Source organism: Bacteroidetes Order II. bacterium (assembly GCA_016788705.1).
GTDB lineage: Bacteria > Bacteroidota > Rhodothermia > Rhodothermales > UBA2364 > UBA2364.
Genome location: JAEUSQ010000062.1, coordinates 1 through 14,985, shown reverse-complemented (window position 1 = coordinate 14,985; position 14,985 = coordinate 1). Strand labels below are relative to the sequence as shown.

The 14,985-nt window shown below is 48.3% G+C and carries 12 protein-coding genes; 3 read left to right on the top strand and 9 right to left on the bottom strand.

Going from position 1 to position 14,985, the window contains the following annotated elements; genetic code table 11:
- Nucleotides 1-453: 453 nt before the first annotated feature.
- Nucleotides 454-726: a hypothetical protein gene (locus JNN12_16270; protein MBL7979894.1), complete on the bottom strand. Its 273-nt coding sequence runs from the start codon at nucleotides 724-726 to the stop codon at nucleotides 454-456.
- 449 nt (nucleotides 727-1,175) lie between these two features.
- Here JNN12_16270 and JNN12_16265 point away from each other — a divergent pair, with 449 nt between their 5' ends.
- Nucleotides 1,176-4,121: a vitamin B12-dependent ribonucleotide reductase gene (locus tag JNN12_16265; protein ID MBL7979893.1), complete on the top strand. Its 2,946-nt coding sequence runs from the start codon at nucleotides 1,176-1,178 to the stop codon at nucleotides 4,119-4,121.
- A gap of 143 nt (nucleotides 4,122-4,264) precedes the next feature.
- Nucleotides 4,265-4,456 carry a PspC domain-containing protein gene (locus tag JNN12_16260; protein MBL7979892.1) on the top strand — a complete coding sequence of 64 codons (192 nt, stop codon included), beginning with the start codon at nucleotides 4,265-4,267 and terminating at the stop codon, nucleotides 4,454-4,456.
- A 42-nt stretch (nucleotides 4,457-4,498) separates the two neighbouring features.
- Here JNN12_16260 and JNN12_16255 read toward each other — a convergent pair whose 3' ends face one another.
- From JNN12_16255 to JNN12_16225, 7 genes are all read right to left on the bottom strand, one after another.
- Nucleotides 4,499-4,990 (bottom strand): hypothetical protein, encoded by a 492-nt coding sequence (locus JNN12_16255; protein MBL7979891.1) that lies wholly within the window; start codon nucleotides 4,988-4,990, stop codon nucleotides 4,499-4,501.
- A gap of 53 nt (nucleotides 4,991-5,043) precedes the next feature.
- Complete coding sequence (locus JNN12_16250) at nucleotides 5,044-6,012, bottom strand: NAD-dependent epimerase/dehydratase family protein (protein ID MBL7979890.1); 969 nt, start codon at nucleotides 6,010-6,012, stop codon at nucleotides 5,044-5,046.
- 70 nt (nucleotides 6,013-6,082) lie between these two features.
- Nucleotides 6,083-8,182 carry a methionine--tRNA ligase gene (metG, locus tag JNN12_16245; GenBank protein ID MBL7979889.1) on the bottom strand — a complete coding sequence of 700 codons (2,100 nt, stop codon included), beginning with the start codon at nucleotides 8,180-8,182 and terminating at the stop codon, nucleotides 6,083-6,085.
- 285 nt (nucleotides 8,183-8,467) lie between these two features.
- Nucleotides 8,468-8,854 carry a glycine cleavage system protein GcvH gene (gcvH, locus tag JNN12_16240; GenBank protein ID MBL7979888.1) on the bottom strand — a complete coding sequence of 129 codons (387 nt, stop codon included), beginning with the start codon at nucleotides 8,852-8,854 and terminating at the stop codon, nucleotides 8,468-8,470.
- 173 nt (nucleotides 8,855-9,027) lie between these two features.
- Nucleotides 9,028-11,595 (bottom strand): YfhO family protein, encoded by a 2,568-nt coding sequence (locus tag JNN12_16235; protein MBL7979887.1) that lies wholly within the window; start codon nucleotides 11,593-11,595, stop codon nucleotides 9,028-9,030.
- Between the two features lie 28 nt (nucleotides 11,596-11,623).
- Nucleotides 11,624-11,908 carry an Asp-tRNA(Asn)/Glu-tRNA(Gln) amidotransferase subunit GatC gene (gatC, locus tag JNN12_16230; protein ID MBL7979886.1) on the bottom strand — a complete coding sequence of 95 codons (285 nt, stop codon included), beginning with the start codon at nucleotides 11,906-11,908 and terminating at the stop codon, nucleotides 11,624-11,626.
- Between the two features lie 139 nt (nucleotides 11,909-12,047).
- On the bottom strand, nucleotides 12,048-13,289 hold the full coding sequence (locus JNN12_16225) for an AraC family transcriptional regulator (protein MBL7979885.1): 1,242 nt from the start codon (nucleotides 13,287-13,289) through the stop codon (nucleotides 12,048-12,050).
- Nucleotides 13,290-13,342: 53 nt separating this feature from the next.
- On the opposite strand from JNN12_16225, the gene JNN12_16220 reads away from it, so the two are divergent.
- Nucleotides 13,343-14,299, top strand: a complete 957-nt coding sequence (locus JNN12_16220) for a phosphodiester glycosidase family protein (protein MBL7979884.1) — start codon at nucleotides 13,343-13,345, stop codon at nucleotides 14,297-14,299.
- Here JNN12_16220 and JNN12_16215 read toward each other — a convergent pair.
- Nucleotides 14,296-14,856 carry a hypothetical protein gene (locus tag JNN12_16215; GenBank protein MBL7979883.1) on the bottom strand — a complete coding sequence of 187 codons (561 nt, stop codon included), beginning with the start codon at nucleotides 14,854-14,856 and terminating at the stop codon, nucleotides 14,296-14,298. The genes JNN12_16220 and JNN12_16215 overlap by 4 nt on opposite strands.
- Nucleotides 14,857-14,985: the final 129 nt, after the last annotated feature.

Below are 14,985 nucleotides of genomic sequence, written 5' to 3'. Positions count from 1 at the left end.
GGCAGCACCCAGACACGTTAAGTAGGCTAAATAGATTCCCGTTTTCGCGACCATGACGTACTCGGCACTTAGAAGCCCGCCATGCCCAACTTGTTTGGGCATCCAAGACACGCCCAAACATGGTTCGTGGTTAATCGAGTTTCGGCGTTATCTCGTCAATGCTTGGATCGTCGTCTTGAAACGATAGACATACCTGAAAAAGAAGCACTTGCTTGGCAAGACCAACACAATGATGAAGCCATCAAAATCAGCTGGTCATTTACAACAGAATCGGCCAGAAGTAAGCTCAAAAACAGGTACGCCAACGCCCAAAAAATACAATGACACAAATTAAAACGTTAAAGCAGGAAGTTTGTGTGGTTGGTATCAATTACCGTTCCGATAACCAACAGCAACCAGATGATAGCATTGACAAATAATAGACCTTGCGCTGTATTCATGCAGGTCTCGTCATCAAGAAAGCGTAAAGAAGCCGCCACATGTCAGAAAGGTTAACAACCCTACCATTAGACCTGAAAGCAACATGCCTTTGCCCTCTTCCCGAGAAGAGGTAAACACCATGAACAAGCCCAATAACAAGCAAATAACGGCTTGACAACCAATAAGAAATAAAAGAGCAATAGCACTATTATACCTACCACTACTTATGGCAGAGAAGGCTGCAATGGCCAGTACAAGCCAAATGATGCCATTGGTTAACAAGATTTTGCGTACAGCAGGAGGCATAGCGGGCGTATTTATGTGAAGAATTCAAGATACAACAAAATGGCCGATTGGCATAACGGTGGGATCAATGTTTTTCTTATATCTGTTATTGATTATAGTACCAAAGATTGATGACCTCTGCCTGGGACAACACCTTACGGTCTGGATGTACCAAGAATCCCATTAAGTTGTTAGGATCTTTGTACGCCTTGGCGTCGGTATATGTGTGGACAAAAAACCTATGAGTTGTGGACAAGTTTTCTTGAATACCTGCAAAAAGTTTGGTTTATTTCATTGGGTTTCGCCCCTATCCTTTATCCGCGAACAGCACGCTTCCTCCGGCAAAACGCCCGTGTTCCAACGTGTATTACAAGATCAGTCCCTCCGGTAACGGGGTTGGGGTCGTCTTTCTTGTCTTCAATAACGGATTTCCATATTCTGTTCCATTATTAACATCTTAACATAAAATCATGCCTGCAAAACCTACCCACCGCCCTCTGGAAAAGTACCTGAAAAAAGGTCTTGTTATGAACCGCACCTTCTCTATCGAAGGAGAGTCTCCATTTGACAGTGTACAATGGGAAACCCGTACCGCGAGCATCAAAAACCACAAGGGAGAGGTCATTTTTGAGCAACACCATATCGAGATGCCACAGGAAATGAGTCTTTTGGCCTCAAACATTGTGGCAAGTAAGTATTTTTATGGAGACGTTGGCGAGTCTGGTCGTTCCCCAAAAGAAGGAGGCCGCGAGCATTCGTTCCGCCAGTTGGTTCACCGCGTAACACGTACCATCACCGATTGGGGCAGGGCACAGCACTACTTTGCCACAGATGAAGACGCCGAACGTTTTTATGATGAACTGACATGGCTTTGCGTAAATCAGTATGGTGCGTTCAACTCGCCCGTTTGGTTTAATGTGGGACTTTATCATCAATATGGCATCCGCGATACCAGTGGAAAAACCATTTGGGGTTGGGACCGCACGTTGCAAAAAGTGGTGGATGTGGATCCATACGAGTATCCACAAGGCTCGGCGTGTTTTATTATTGCGGTAGAAGACTCAATTGAAGATATTTGGAAATTGATGGCTGAAAGTGCCCGCCTGTTCAAGTATGGATCGGGGGTAGGAGCAGACTGGTCTAAGTTGCGCTCTTCACAAGAAAAGCTTTCGGGCGGCGGCCGTCCGAGTGGCCCTGTTAGTTTTATGCGTGTACAAGATGCAACGGGCGGAACCATCAAATCTGGCGGCAAAACCCGTCGTGCAGCCATTATGCAGACCCTTAAGGTTTGGCATCCCGACATCGAGGAGTTCGTCGCAGCCAAACAAGAAGAGGAAAAAAAGGCATGGGCTTTGATAGAAGAAGGGTATGATGGTTCTTTTAACGGCCCGGCGTATGGATCGGTTGCTTTTCAGAACGTGAACCAGTCGGTACGGGTGGATGATGCGTTTATGGAGGCGGCCACACACCAACGGGCGTACCCACTTCGGGCTGCCCAGTCCGGAGAAGTTGTTTGGGAAACCGATGCCCATAAACTCTTGCTTAAAATTGCCGAAGGAACGCATGTTTGCGGTGATCCGGGCGTTCAGTACGAGGATACCATCCAGAAATGGCACACCGTCCCTCACTCCGGCCCGATTAACTCCAGCAACCCTTGTTCGGAATACATGCATGTGGACAACTCGGCGTGTAACTTGGCCTCGTTGAATCTTCGGAAGTTTCAGTTGGCGGACGGGACGTTGGATGTGGAGCGCTATCGGGCAGCCTGTCGCATTTTTATTACCGCCCAAGAGATTTTGGTGGACAATGCGGGCTATCCTTCTCCATCCATCACCCAAAACTCGCACGATTTCCGGCCCTTGGGATTGGGCTTTGCGAACCTTGGCGCGTTTATTATGGCAATGGGCGTACCCTACGACTCTCCCGAAGGCCGTGGGGTTGCCGGGGCCATTATGAGCATCATGACAGCCGAGGCCTATGCGCGTAGTGCCGAGATTGCCGCCAATCCACAAATTGGGCCTTTTACGGCCTTCGAGAAAAACCAAGAGGCCATGCTGGGCGTGATGCAAATGCACCGCGAAGCCGTCGCCGAGATAGATGGCTCTTGTCCTGCTGAGCTCAGGACGGCTGCACAAGAATCCTGGGATATGTGCCTGACCCTTGGTAAACAATATGGGTATAGAAATGCACAATCTACCGTGCTTGCCCCTACGGGTACAATAGGATTTATGATGGATTGCGATACGACGGGTATCGAGCCAGATATTGCCCTGGTGAAATACAAGCTCTTGGCTGGAAAAGGCGAAGGGATGCTCAAGATCGTCAACAATACTGTTCCTCAGGCATTGCAACACATAGGCTATCCTGCGGTTCAAATTGAAGAAATCCTTGCTTATATAGACCAACACGACACCATAGAAGGTGCACCTCATCTCAAGCAACACCATTTACCTATCTTCGATTGTGCTTTTAAGCCCTATAATGGGTCACGGTTTATTCATCATTTAGGGCATCTTCGGATGATGGCGGCCTGTCAACCCTTTATATCAGGCGCGATTAGCAAAACGGTAAATGTTCCTGAATCCGCCACTATCGAGGAAATAGCGGAAACGTATGTGGAAGGCTGGCGTTTGGGCCTCAAAGCCGTGGCCATCTACCGAGAGAACTCTAAGCGTAGTCAACCTTTGGCCACCAAAAAAGGAGGAAATACCCAAAAATCGGACGTTTCTTCTGCTGGCGATGGCGCTGTACCCGAGACAACGCCCGAAGTGATCGAGAAAATCGTGGAAAAAGTGGTGTATAAACCCACCCGCCGCCGCTTACCAGACGAGCGCCCATCCCTGACACACAAATTCTCGGTGGCTGGACACGAAGGATATTTGCATGTTGGGCTATATCCCGATACCAAAAAGCCGGGTGAGATATTCATTACGATGGCCAAACAAGGCTCTACCATCTCCGGTATGATGGATGCTTTTGCGACAGCCATTTCGCTGGCCTTGCAATATGGCGTTCCGGTAGATGCCCTATGCGAGAAATTTAGCCATATGCGGTTTGAACCAAGCGGATTTACCCATAACCCACAAATCCCAATGGCCAAATCTATTACCGATTATATATTCCGCTGGATGGCACTGAAGTTTGTGGGGCACGAGGTGGAGGAGGCCGAAGACCCCTTTCACTTTACCAATCCACCAGACTTGAGTGACGGCAATGGAATGGCAAGCGCAAATGAGGTGGCCGTATCGGTACATGTGAACAACACATCGGGGTTACAACCCCAGAAGTTGGCCAAGCAACCCGCTTTCCAAAACCAAGCCGATGCGCCTGGTTGCCCTTCGTGTGGCTCGATTACCGTGCGAAGTGGATCGTGCTATAAATGTATGAATTGCGGAACGACGACGGGGTGTTCATAAATCAGTTCAGGAGGAGAAGGGCTTCAAACCAAGGAGGCCCTTCTTTATTGGTTTACCTCCAAGTCTGACCACTGTTCTTTATGGTCGTAACTTTCTTTTTTTCCTAACGATATACAGGTCATCAATCATCAATCACGATCATCATGAAATACCTTGTTAAATCTTCGGACGATAAAAAAGTCTTAGGTGTATGTGGTGGCCTTGCCGCTTATTTGAATGTGGATCCCACTTGGGTACGGGTAGGTGTTGCATTTGGCACATTTTTTACCGGTCTTGTTCCCGGCATGGTATTATACATCATTGCTGGTGCCATTATGCCGGATAAGGCTCGGTAACCACCATTGCTTTTGAGGGCGAAGGCAGTACCTCGCCCTTTTTCACCCTTCGATACAATACGAAAAAGCATTTTTGTCTAAACGCACCTCAAAGGTTCCATTGACAAATTGTACCGTTTCAGTAAGATTCTGGCTATTCCGGAACGCAACAGTGAAGGTAACCGAAATGCGCGAGGAATCTCCGTTGATGTAACGTACCACAACACTGGGGTTAACAGAAGTGTCTAACAAAAACTTATTGGCAGGCAGACATAATCCCAAATCCCATAGTCCGGTCATCTCTGCATTGAGCGTTGTAATGCCTTCTTTTAAAGGGAACGTAAGCTGCAAGGTACGCTGCGAGGCCACATCAAAGGCTTGTGCCACCACTTCTCCCGATGTATAGCTGCTGGGTTTTAAGGTAACGGTGCTGCTCCATAAAACATTGTTGCGTTTCGCAGTGACCATTGCTTCTAAGGAGGTGGAAGATTGGTTGGCATCGCAGCCAATAACCAGCCACAATAGGCCGTAAACAAAAAAGTGGGTGTATTTCATGGGTTTTATGTTTTCTGGATGTACACCTTATACCCGGACACCAACCAATGAACTTACAGCCATTTATGCGCCCGGTACCACTCAACGGTTTCCTTCATGCCCTGATGAAGCGGCGTTGCAGGATGATAGCCAAAGTGGTCTCTGGCCTTTTGGATGGATAAGCGCCAGGCGTGTTGAGCCTCCTTCGCTTTTTCACGATTGAGGGGCGGGTATTGTCCAAACCACCCTGCAACGGTTTCGAGTAAAGCCCCCAGAGGTGCTACCAAACCAACAGGAATATGCAGGGTAAAAGTTTTTTTTTGCAGCGCATGTGCAACCGCATCCCGAATCTGATGCCAGCTATAGTCTTCACTACCCAAAAAATAGGTTTCGCCGGAAGTGCAGTCGGACTGTGCCGCCTGTATCATCCCTGCTACCAAGTCGCGCACATACACCAAATTGAGTTGTGGTGCGCGGCCATCTCCGACAATCGGACAAAAACCACGATTTACGGATTGGATGAAGGTGAAAATATCGGCTTCGCGTGGGCCATAAACCGATGGTGGGCGCACTATGGTGATGGGCAGATCACGCAAATAGGGTTTTATGGCTTCCTCCATAAGCGCCTTACTTTTACCATACTGGCTCAGGGGTTGCATCCGTGCGTTCTCGGAGAGCGGCGTCTCGGAAGGTCCGCTTGCTGCTTGGCTACTCGTGACCACAATTTTCCGTACTTGCGGGGCTGTTTGACGAAGGATGTCTAATAATCGGGTGGTGGCATCTACATTTGCCGCTAAAAAATCCGACCAATGTTTGGAGCGGGTTAGCCCAGCCACATGATAGACCTCGTCCACGTCTTTACAAGCAGCGGCCAAGGCGTCCTTGTCGTCCACTCGGCCCCAAACGGGTTCAATGGGCAATCCGTTTAACCATTTCAAGTCTTTGCGTACCAAACAACGCACGGTATAACCCTGTGCTAACAGTGCTTCGGCCAAATGGCTTCCGACAAATCCAGTTCCGCCAGTTAAAAAAGCAAGAGGCATGGAAGTAATACCGCAGAGCGGGAAAAAAATCAATGGTTCTAAGGTGAGGTAGGTTTTTTTAACACCCGATTTACAGCACGGGTGCGCCATTTTCGCCCTCGGAGCCGATCATGGTTAAAGTGCCCTCGCGATTTTCGGCCATTAGCACCATGCCTTGGCTTTCGAGGCCACGCATTTTACGGGGGGTAAGGTTGGCTACAACCACTACTCGTTTACCAACCACTTCTTCTGGGGCATATTGCTGGGCAATACCCGAAAGAATTTGGCGTTTCTCAAAACCAAGGTCTATCTGAAGGCAAAGGAGTTTATCTGCTTTAGGAACCCGTTCTGCGGAAATAATGGTTCCCATACGCAGGTCCAATTTGGCAAAGTCGTCATAAACGATGGTTTCCTTCAGCGGAGCAAACGGGGTTTCCGGAATTACTTCAGGAGCAATGGGATGTTGCGTGACTGCGCGTTGGTGAAGAACGTCGAGCTGGGCCTGAATAGCAGTGGTTTCGATTTTGGCAAACAAAATAGCGGGGGGGTGTACCGCCTTTCCGGCTTCGAGAAGGGGGGTGGCGGCATCATCCCATCCTTTTGTTCCGCTTTTTCCTTGGGGCAAACTGCTCCTAATATCTTTCAGGGTTAGCATCTCTCTCAGTTTTGCAGCGGCATCCGGTAATACTGGTTCCATGAGTACCGAGAGCGTGGCACATATTTGTAAGGCCACATGGATGACATTGCCCGCAGCCTGCTCATCGGTTTTCCGCAGGTGCCACGGTGTTGTATCGGCAAAATATTTATTGCCCAAGCGGGCCACATTCATGGTCTCGAAAACGGCATCCCGAAAACGAAATTCCTCGTAACAAGCACCAATTTTGGCGGGCAAGGTGGCTAATTCTGCCAGAACCGCAAGATCTGCTTCTGAAGGATTGATGAGTGGTGGTACAAGGCCGCCATAAAAATTTTTGGTAAAGGTGAGGGCACGGTTTACAAAATTCCCCAAGACATCCGCCAATTCGGAATTTACGCGGGTTTGAAAGTCTTTCCAGGAAAAATCACTGTCCTTGGTTTCTGGGAAAATCCCGGCAAGGGCATATCGCAACAAATCCGGCGGAAAGGCTTCTAAATATTCGTGCAACCAAACAGCCCAGCCACGGCTTGTGGAAAGTTTTTGGCCTTCTAAATTCAGAAATTCATTGGCAGGCACGTTATCCGGCAAGACAAATTCGCCATGTTCGGCGAGCATGGCTGGAAAGATAAGGCAGTGAAATACGATATTGTCCTTTCCGATAAAATGTACCAACTTCGTTTCATCGTCCATCCAATAGGTGCGCCAACGGTCTGGATCGCCTTGCTTTTCGGCCCATTCTTTGGTCGCTGAGATGTAGCCAATGGGTGCATCGAACCAGACGTAGAGCACTTTGCCGTCCACATCTATGTCCTCCGCGACATCTGTGGGCACGGGAATACCCCAAGAAAGGTCACGAGTCATTGCACGGTCTGCAAGCCCGGTTTGGAACCAACTCCCCACTTGTCCAAGTACATTTTTTTTCCAGTGGCTTTTTTCGCCGATCCAAGCCTCCAATTTAGGTTGGAGTTCGCCCATGGGTAAGTACCAGTGAGTGGTTTCTTTTTTTACAGGAATGGCATCGGTAATGGCACTACGCGGGTTGATTAATTCATCTGGACTTAATGCGGTGCCACATTTTTCGCACTGGTCTCCATAAGCATCCGGATTTCCGCAAATAGGACAGGTTCCACGCACAAAGCGATCAGCGAGAAAAATACCCGCCTCTGGATCGAACAGTTGTTCATTGGTTTTCCGGACAAACTTTCCTTTCTGTGCCAAGACCCTGAAAAAATCCTGACTTGTTTTGTAGTGGGTGGGAGAAGTGGTTTTACCGTAATAATCGAATGAGATACCCAGCCCTTGAAAAGCACGATCCATGACCTTGTGATAGCGATCCACAATGTCGTGTGGACTAACGCCTTCTGCGCGTGCTTTGAGCATAATGGGCACTCCGTGGCCATCGGAGCCACAAATAAACACCACATCGCGGCCTTTTAACCGCTGATAACGCACATAAAGATCGGAGGGCAGGTACGCTCCGGCAAGATGCCCAAGATGAAGGGGGCCGTTTGCATAAGGCAATGCAGCGGTCACCAAGATTCTTTTATGGTTCATAGCAACAAGAGGGAAATCCGGTTATTCCGTTTTATTATGGTCTTTACAATAAATGGTAATATGCAGCGTTTTGTTGGTTTATACAAACGAAGGATGGGGGAAAAACAGCATAGGCCCCGCCTTTCGGGCTACTGCGAAGCGCTCACGCCACTTATCCAACATCCTAACGCCTTCGCAAGAAAAAAAGACACCTTGGTATCTGCAAGTATTTTTGCAAATAGGTGTCTTCATCTGTATTAATCAAGGAAATGAACGATGATCGGAGGCACTCCCCCCGCTCCACTATCAATCGGTGTCAATGGCCGATTGATAGGCTTCGACTGTTAATAAACCTTCCCATTCCGCTGTATTTGCTGCTAAAATGCGGATCATCCAACCCTCTCCATATGGGTCATTGTTCACAACCGAAGGGTCATCATTCAGCGCTGTATTGATGGCCACCACGGTTCCAGAAAGGGGCATATACAACGAAGAAACCGTTTTGACAGCCTCCACTGTTCCAAACTCGTCACTTTCCTCGAAGGTATCGCCAACGGATGGAAGTTCAACAAAAACAATGTCACTCAGTTCACGTTGTGCAAAATCGGTAATACCGATGGTGAACTGTCCGTCTGATTCTGAACGCACCCATTCGTGGTCTTTGGTGTAGTGCAGGTTTGCAGGAAATTGCAAGGCCATAGAGGTATTTTTGTTTTTGTAAATGATGAAGTGTCCTTAGGTGTCCGAATATACAGTATAATTTTATCTACGGACAAAAAAGGAGAAAAAATGTTGCCGCCTCAGTAGAGGAACAAGTTTCGTTGCTTAAACATACGCTTCGGATTCTCGGTAAGGTTATGCAGAGGTCAGTATTTTTCTTTCGCCTCTTTCCGGCGTCTCATCAAGGCCAAGCCAAGCAGCAATAAAATCCCACCATAGCACAATACCGTAGCTCCCCCCGCGATGGTTTTACTGACGAAATGTCGTTCTGGTATAAAAGTCATCACAACTGTATGGCTTCCGGCAGGGACTGCCACGCCACGCAAAATATGGTTGGTTTGGATGATTTCCGAAGGATTTCCATCTACTGTTGCGGCCCAACCAGCAGGATAATAGATCTCCGAGGCCACCATCAGACGTGGTGCATCGGTCTGGACCTTCCATTCGATACGATTTGCGGTAAACGATTTTAGCTTTACCGAAGTCTGCCTGCCGAGAGAATCGAACGGGGCGGTTTTTAGGCCGGGGTCTTTGGCAACAAGCGCTGTTTTTCGCGGGTTAAATGTGGGATCTTGTAAAAGGCGCCATTTTTCTTGCGGCGTATTGACCGTCTTGGTTTCGGAGACCAACCAAGCGCGAGGCATCGGGTTTTCGCGTTCCAAAATCAGCATAGAGGAATCCTGCGCCACCTGAACGGGTTTGGTTCCGGGTAAAATTCCGCGTGCGATGATATAGCGAACGGCCATCAGGTCTAATCCCGTCATATTAATGCGACCTTCTTTGTCTTGCAATACATGATCTTGATAGTCCTGATAGACGCGCAGTTTTGCGGCGCTATATCCCGAAACGGTTTCGTAGAAAAAGGGCGTGCGGCCATCCTGAAATGGATCCAAAGCCATTGGGAAGGTCCGAAAGTGCCCTGCCCCTCCCGCTGTTTTTACCCGCTCTTGAATCCAATCATCTATGCCGGGAATGATTTGGGCAGCCGCTTGTTCTTCTACATTGGTCTTCGGTTTGAGTAAATCGTTGGTATAATATCGGCTGGCTACGCCCCAAAGATCGGCCAACACCAAAATGGAAAGCGCCAATTTGGCCGTCCATGCAGGGATTTTATCTAATTTTGCTAAAATGAGCAAGAGACCTGCCAGCACAATAAAAAACAACGTGCGGAGGGCATCAGACTGATAGCCTTCGAGGCGGTCTTCGCGAAATTGTGCGATATATTGCGGGGCTTCGGTACGTGCTGTTGCTAGGTCTATTTCCTGTCCTTGTTGACGGTATTGTTGCACCATCATTTTGGCGATTTCTTCGGTCTCGTTGGGCTTTTCAAATGTAAACAGGGCGGATTTGAACAAGATGAGTATCAACATCAAGGCTACCATACCACCTATGGTGTAATACAATGGTTTCGGATCGGTCTTGCCTGTCGGGTGTGGCTGAAGCGCCTGCTTTAGTCCCAAGACCGCCAATAAGACCAAGCCCATCACCGAGATAATCAGCCACGTTTCGGGAACGCGGAAAGCGTTAAAAAGGGGGAAATAATGGAACATGGGCTCGTTGATGAATGCCGCATTTTGCCCCAGTGCAAACAAGACCGTGAGCAACGTTCCAGTCCCCAATGCCCAAACCACCTGTTTACGCGACCAGAGCAGTGCAAAAACCGCAAGCAGGATAACAATGCCACCTATGTAATGGGGGCCGCCTGTAAAGATTTTTGCACCCCAATACGCTTCTTGCGATCCGCCTCCATACGCCCGTGAAAAGAGCAATGTCCAAAGTTCACCCCATCCTTGACTCCAATTCATGGCATAAGTCCAGTCTAAAGCACCCGAACCACCTCCTTCCGAAGCCCCGCGTGTGGTAAATGCCTTGTACTCGGCCAGTGGCCAATAGGGTTGTGCTACCATTAGAACGGCCAATAGCACACCCATAACCAATAAACCAGTGGCAATGCCAAATGACTTGGTTTCGCCTTTTCGTCCGGCGGAAATGGCTTCAAAAATCCACCATACGCCCAATATAAAGGCCACATAGTAGGTAATCTGGATGTGGTTAGAACGCAGATTAACCGCAAGCGCAGCGGCAAACAGCAGGCCAGAGAGCAGTTTGGGGTATCGGAGTACATGCAAAAAAGCCAAAATTAGCCAGGGCGTCCAAGCCAAGGTGGAGAATTTGGTATTGTGCCCGGCCAATAAAATCAGGGGTAGGTAGGTGGTAAGGCTATAGGCAAAGGCCCCAAAAAGCCCCAATAATTTATCTTTTGTCAGGTAAAACCCCAACCAGTACATCCCAAACAACATAATCAAGAATGGCACAAACGGAAAGGCCAAGAATTGATTGAGGCTTCGGACAATGGTGTCCATTTGTGGAATACTCACGGGATAATACACCGAATACGCAGGCATTCCACCAAAACCATTTGGAATCCAGAGTGTTTGTTCTCCGGTTTGTGCCTCAAAGTCTAAAGCAGACTTGGCCATAGCGCGGGCGTGCACCACGTCTGATCCGACCAATGACTTGTCGCCAAAAGTGGTGGCCGAGAAAAACACGACCGCTACCAATAGCATCAGTGCAGCACAAATAAGGTGCTGCGTAGGTTCAGAGAGGCCCTCCCAAAAGGAGTTTTTAGGCGATCCCTGGGGGGGGCGGTTTGCGCGGGAAGTTGCCGGCGTAGGCTCGGATACAGATCGGGCAGGGCGATTGGACTTGGCCATAATGGGGTCACTGAATTGAAAAGGTGAATTATTCGATCACTTTGGGTACACGGAAATAGTCGGCATCGGCGTCGGGCGCATTTTTCAAGGCGTCTTCGTGGGTGATGCGGCTTAAGTGGACATCTTCGCGCAATACGTTACCCCAGTCTTGGAGGTGGGTCATCGGTGCAACGCCCGCCGTATCCACCTCGTTTAACTGATCCATATATGCCAAAATCCGGTTCAAGTCGTGCTGATAGTGCTGCACTTCTTCTTCCGTCAGGCGTAAACGGGCCAAAGAAGCCATTGCCTGTACGTCTTGTTGTGTTACCATGGTGTTCAACCGGGGTTGTTTGGGTGTTGCGTGATGGTTCGCACGTTCTGGTTTTTAAGGAGCCGTGCGATGTTGGATAATTGAAGATAATGAACTTCGGTTAAAGGGAACGAAAAACACGGATGAACTTTTTGGGTCTTCAAGCAACGCCCTGCTTTCGAAAACGTGCTGGTGTAAGCCCCGTATGACGTTTAAAGGCTTCATAGAAGGCCGTTCTTGAACTAAAACCGCAGGTTTCTGCTATGGCTTCAATACTTAGGTGCTGCATAGATGAATCTAAGAGCTGAACCTTTGCTGCCTCCACACGGTATTGATTCACAAACTCAAAAAAGGATTTTCCTGCCTCGCGGTTGATGGCCTGAGAAACCACATAGGCCCTTAGGCTCAATTTATCGGCCAGTTTCGAGACAGTTAGGTCCACATCCCGAAAAACTTCTTCAGTCTCAAGGGCCTGAAGAATCCGCGCAAATTCTGCTTCGCGGGAAGGTTGCCGGGTTTCAGAAGGCAGCGAAGGAACAGATTGCGAAGCCACTTCTAAGGTGGAGCCATCCGAGCCATTATTCCGTATTTCGGCTTGCAAGGTTTGAGGCGCCAGCGAAAGGGGCATTACCATAATAGGCTTGGTGATGTTGCGCCACATTACGTATAGAATGGCGGGAATCATAAAAATGGCGGTATTTATTTGCATCAACACCGGACGTTGTAGGACGGCAATCAGACATAAAAACACCAAAAAAGCCACCAATTTGATCCACAATAAATCATACACCCACTTTGCATGAAAACGCCGTGCATCAGAAAAACAATCCCTCGCTGCTTTTAGATATACATGCAACTGAAAGATAGAGGCTATTGTATAGCCAATAAAAACAAATAAATAGCTTACGTTAAAAAAGAGATACCGACTGGTTCTTTCTCCGGCACGCCCATACTGCTGCGCCATTTCCAACATCCTTTCCGGAGGTGTAAAAAGGACGTCGTAGCCTGTAAAGAACAAAAAATAGGTCAAAGGAATGAGCCAATGTACCCACATTTGCCATCCGTATCCAATAGGCTTCCCCACGAGTCTTAAGGCATAAAAATACACAAGGATCCGCACAATCGGAATCGTGACTAAATTCACATCGAGCAAATACGGTGCATGAACCCAAACGTGGTTAGATTTGAGCAATCCAAGACCAAAGTTAGCCGATTGAAGCCCAAAAACGGCAAATAAATAGGCATTACTCCATCTTGCCCCTTTCATCCCCAAAAAGAAAAAGGACATCAGAATACCTTGTGCCACAAGGGCTATGTTAAGGACTTCGATGGTTGGCATGTATAACGTTACGATACGAAAATGCGGCGTTTTGATCTCTTGGAATAAAATAAGGCTTCTCATATCGTTTTGCCGTACTTTTGACCACAAACTTAACCCTCAGCCATCTCTTCGCAATGAGACCTTGTGCGCTTCTCTTGTTTTTATGGACCTTTTTTGGTTGTTCGCCGCAATTTCCTGCGCTGAAAGACATGGCCGGAACCCCGCCGCTTAGGCTACACTGGCAGCCGATGGATAGCCTCAACTATCAACTACCCGCACATATTCGGGTTTTTGATGGTGTGCATCCGGAGGCTCCACTTCGGGCTTGGTATGTACACATCCAGCCCAAGCAAGGGCGTTTGCCCATGCGCATATTGGCCGCCCAAGACCCCGAAGACCGTCGAGAAACGGCCTCTCAATTTGCCTCCAGAACCGAGGCGTGCGTCCTCTTGAATGCAGGATATTTTACGATGAACAAAAAACCTGCCGACCATGTGGGCTTGCTGATGACGAACGGCCAAATCCTGTGGCCTGCAACAGGGCTTTTAGAACAAAACGAGATATGGTACCATGTTAGCCGTGCCGCCATGGGTCTTACCGCCGAAGGAGATGCAGAATTGGCGTGGGCCACTTCAGATAGCAGCACTGTTTACCGATGGGCGCGTCCGCTTCCAAACTTCATTGGGCACGTTTCCTCCAAGCCCAAGCCTAAGCCGTCCCAACGTTGGCATGTCCGAGAAGCCATCGGCGCAGGCCCCATGATCGTTTGGGACAACAAAACGGTTTATACCGCAATGGACGAATTGTTCTGGCGCACATCTATTCCCAATGTCCATCCTCGAAGTGCAGTCGGTATAAAACCGGATGGCTCTGTGGTGTTGATGATCGTAGATGGACGTCAAGCCGTAAGCCGTGGGGTCTCCTTGACCGAACTTGGAGACTTGATGCGCAGTACTGGTGCTATCCGAGCCATGAATTTGGATGGCGGCGGCTCCTCAGCCCTGGTCGTGAAAGGACAATTACTGAACCGTCCCGCAGGCGGAACCACCCAACGCGAGGTGGTGAGTGCTATTGGTGCATGGTGTCATTAATCATGCACCACCTCCAATACCACTCCATACTGTACACTAATCGGTGGCAACTGCCGACCTGCACCTCGCCCTTGAGACAGGGATGGGCGCTTCCATTTTGCCATCCCTCTCAGAACTTTTTCGAATGCTTGGTAGATGAAATAAGGTTGCGTTGGTGAAAGATGAATGCCAGACACCTCGCCATTATTCTTTACAACAAAGCGAGCAGAAAAGAGTGCAGATTTTTGTCCCATATCTTCAAGTGCAAGGACAAATTTATCCATAGGAACTTGTTGCCAGGTGGCTAAAAAGTAGGCCCGCAAAGTATTTTCACCACCCGGATACATGTATTGTTGTAGTCCTGGAGAGGTAAATTGTTCAGTAGCTTCCAGTTTTAGATGAAAGTAGGGAATATCAATTTCTAAATGCTCTTTTATACGAATAAAAATTTTGATGATCGTAGGACAAATCATATCTGGATTAATATGCTCATCTCGTTCTCTGGGAACAAAATCATGTATGCGCTCATCAATTAAGTCTATATAGTTAGTATTAGGAAAATATTTGTCTAAGTACATGACAAAAAAGCTTTTCCGCCATGTTGCCTATCTTGTGGGTTCTGACATCTACAAGATTATGGCAACAAAAGCGAAAAAGCTGGCTCAATATAGTGAGCTACAAGATTTTTTTAGTAAAGAACTTCGGCT

Bases quoted from the DNA above. Each gene is read 5' to 3' on its own strand.
- JNN12_16265 (MBL7979893.1), top strand. From the start codon at position 1,176: ATGCCTGCAAAACCTACCCACCGCCCTCTGGAAAAGTACCTGAAAAAA.
- gatC (MBL7979886.1), bottom strand. From the start codon at position 11,908: ATGGTAACACAACAAGACGTACAGGCAATGGCTTCTTTGGCCCGTTTA.
- JNN12_16235 (MBL7979887.1), bottom strand. From the start codon at position 11,595: ATGGCCAAGTCCAATCGCCCTGCCCGATCTGTATCCGAGCCTACGCCG.
- JNN12_16250 (MBL7979890.1), bottom strand. From the start codon at position 6,012: ATGCCTCTTGCTTTTTTAACTGGCGGAACTGGATTTGTCGGAAGCCAT.
- JNN12_16260 (MBL7979892.1), top strand. From the start codon at position 4,265: ATGAAATACCTTGTTAAATCTTCGGACGATAAAAAAGTCTTAGGTGTA.
- JNN12_16270 (MBL7979894.1), bottom strand. From the start codon at position 726: ATGCCTCCTGCTGTACGCAAAATCTTGTTAACCAATGGCATCATTTGG.
- JNN12_16255 (MBL7979891.1), bottom strand. From the start codon at position 4,990: ATGAAATACACCCACTTTTTTGTTTACGGCCTATTGTGGCTGGTTATT.
- JNN12_16215 (MBL7979883.1), bottom strand. From the start codon at position 14,856: ATGTACTTAGACAAATATTTTCCTAATACTAACTATATAGACTTAATT.
- JNN12_16220 (MBL7979884.1), top strand. From the start codon at position 13,343: ATGAGACCTTGTGCGCTTCTCTTGTTTTTATGGACCTTTTTTGGTTGT.
- JNN12_16225 (MBL7979885.1), bottom strand. From the start codon at position 13,289: ATGAGAAGCCTTATTTTATTCCAAGAGATCAAAACGCCGCATTTTCGT.
- metG (MBL7979889.1), bottom strand. From the start codon at position 8,182: ATGAACCATAAAAGAATCTTGGTGACCGCTGCATTGCCTTATGCAAAC.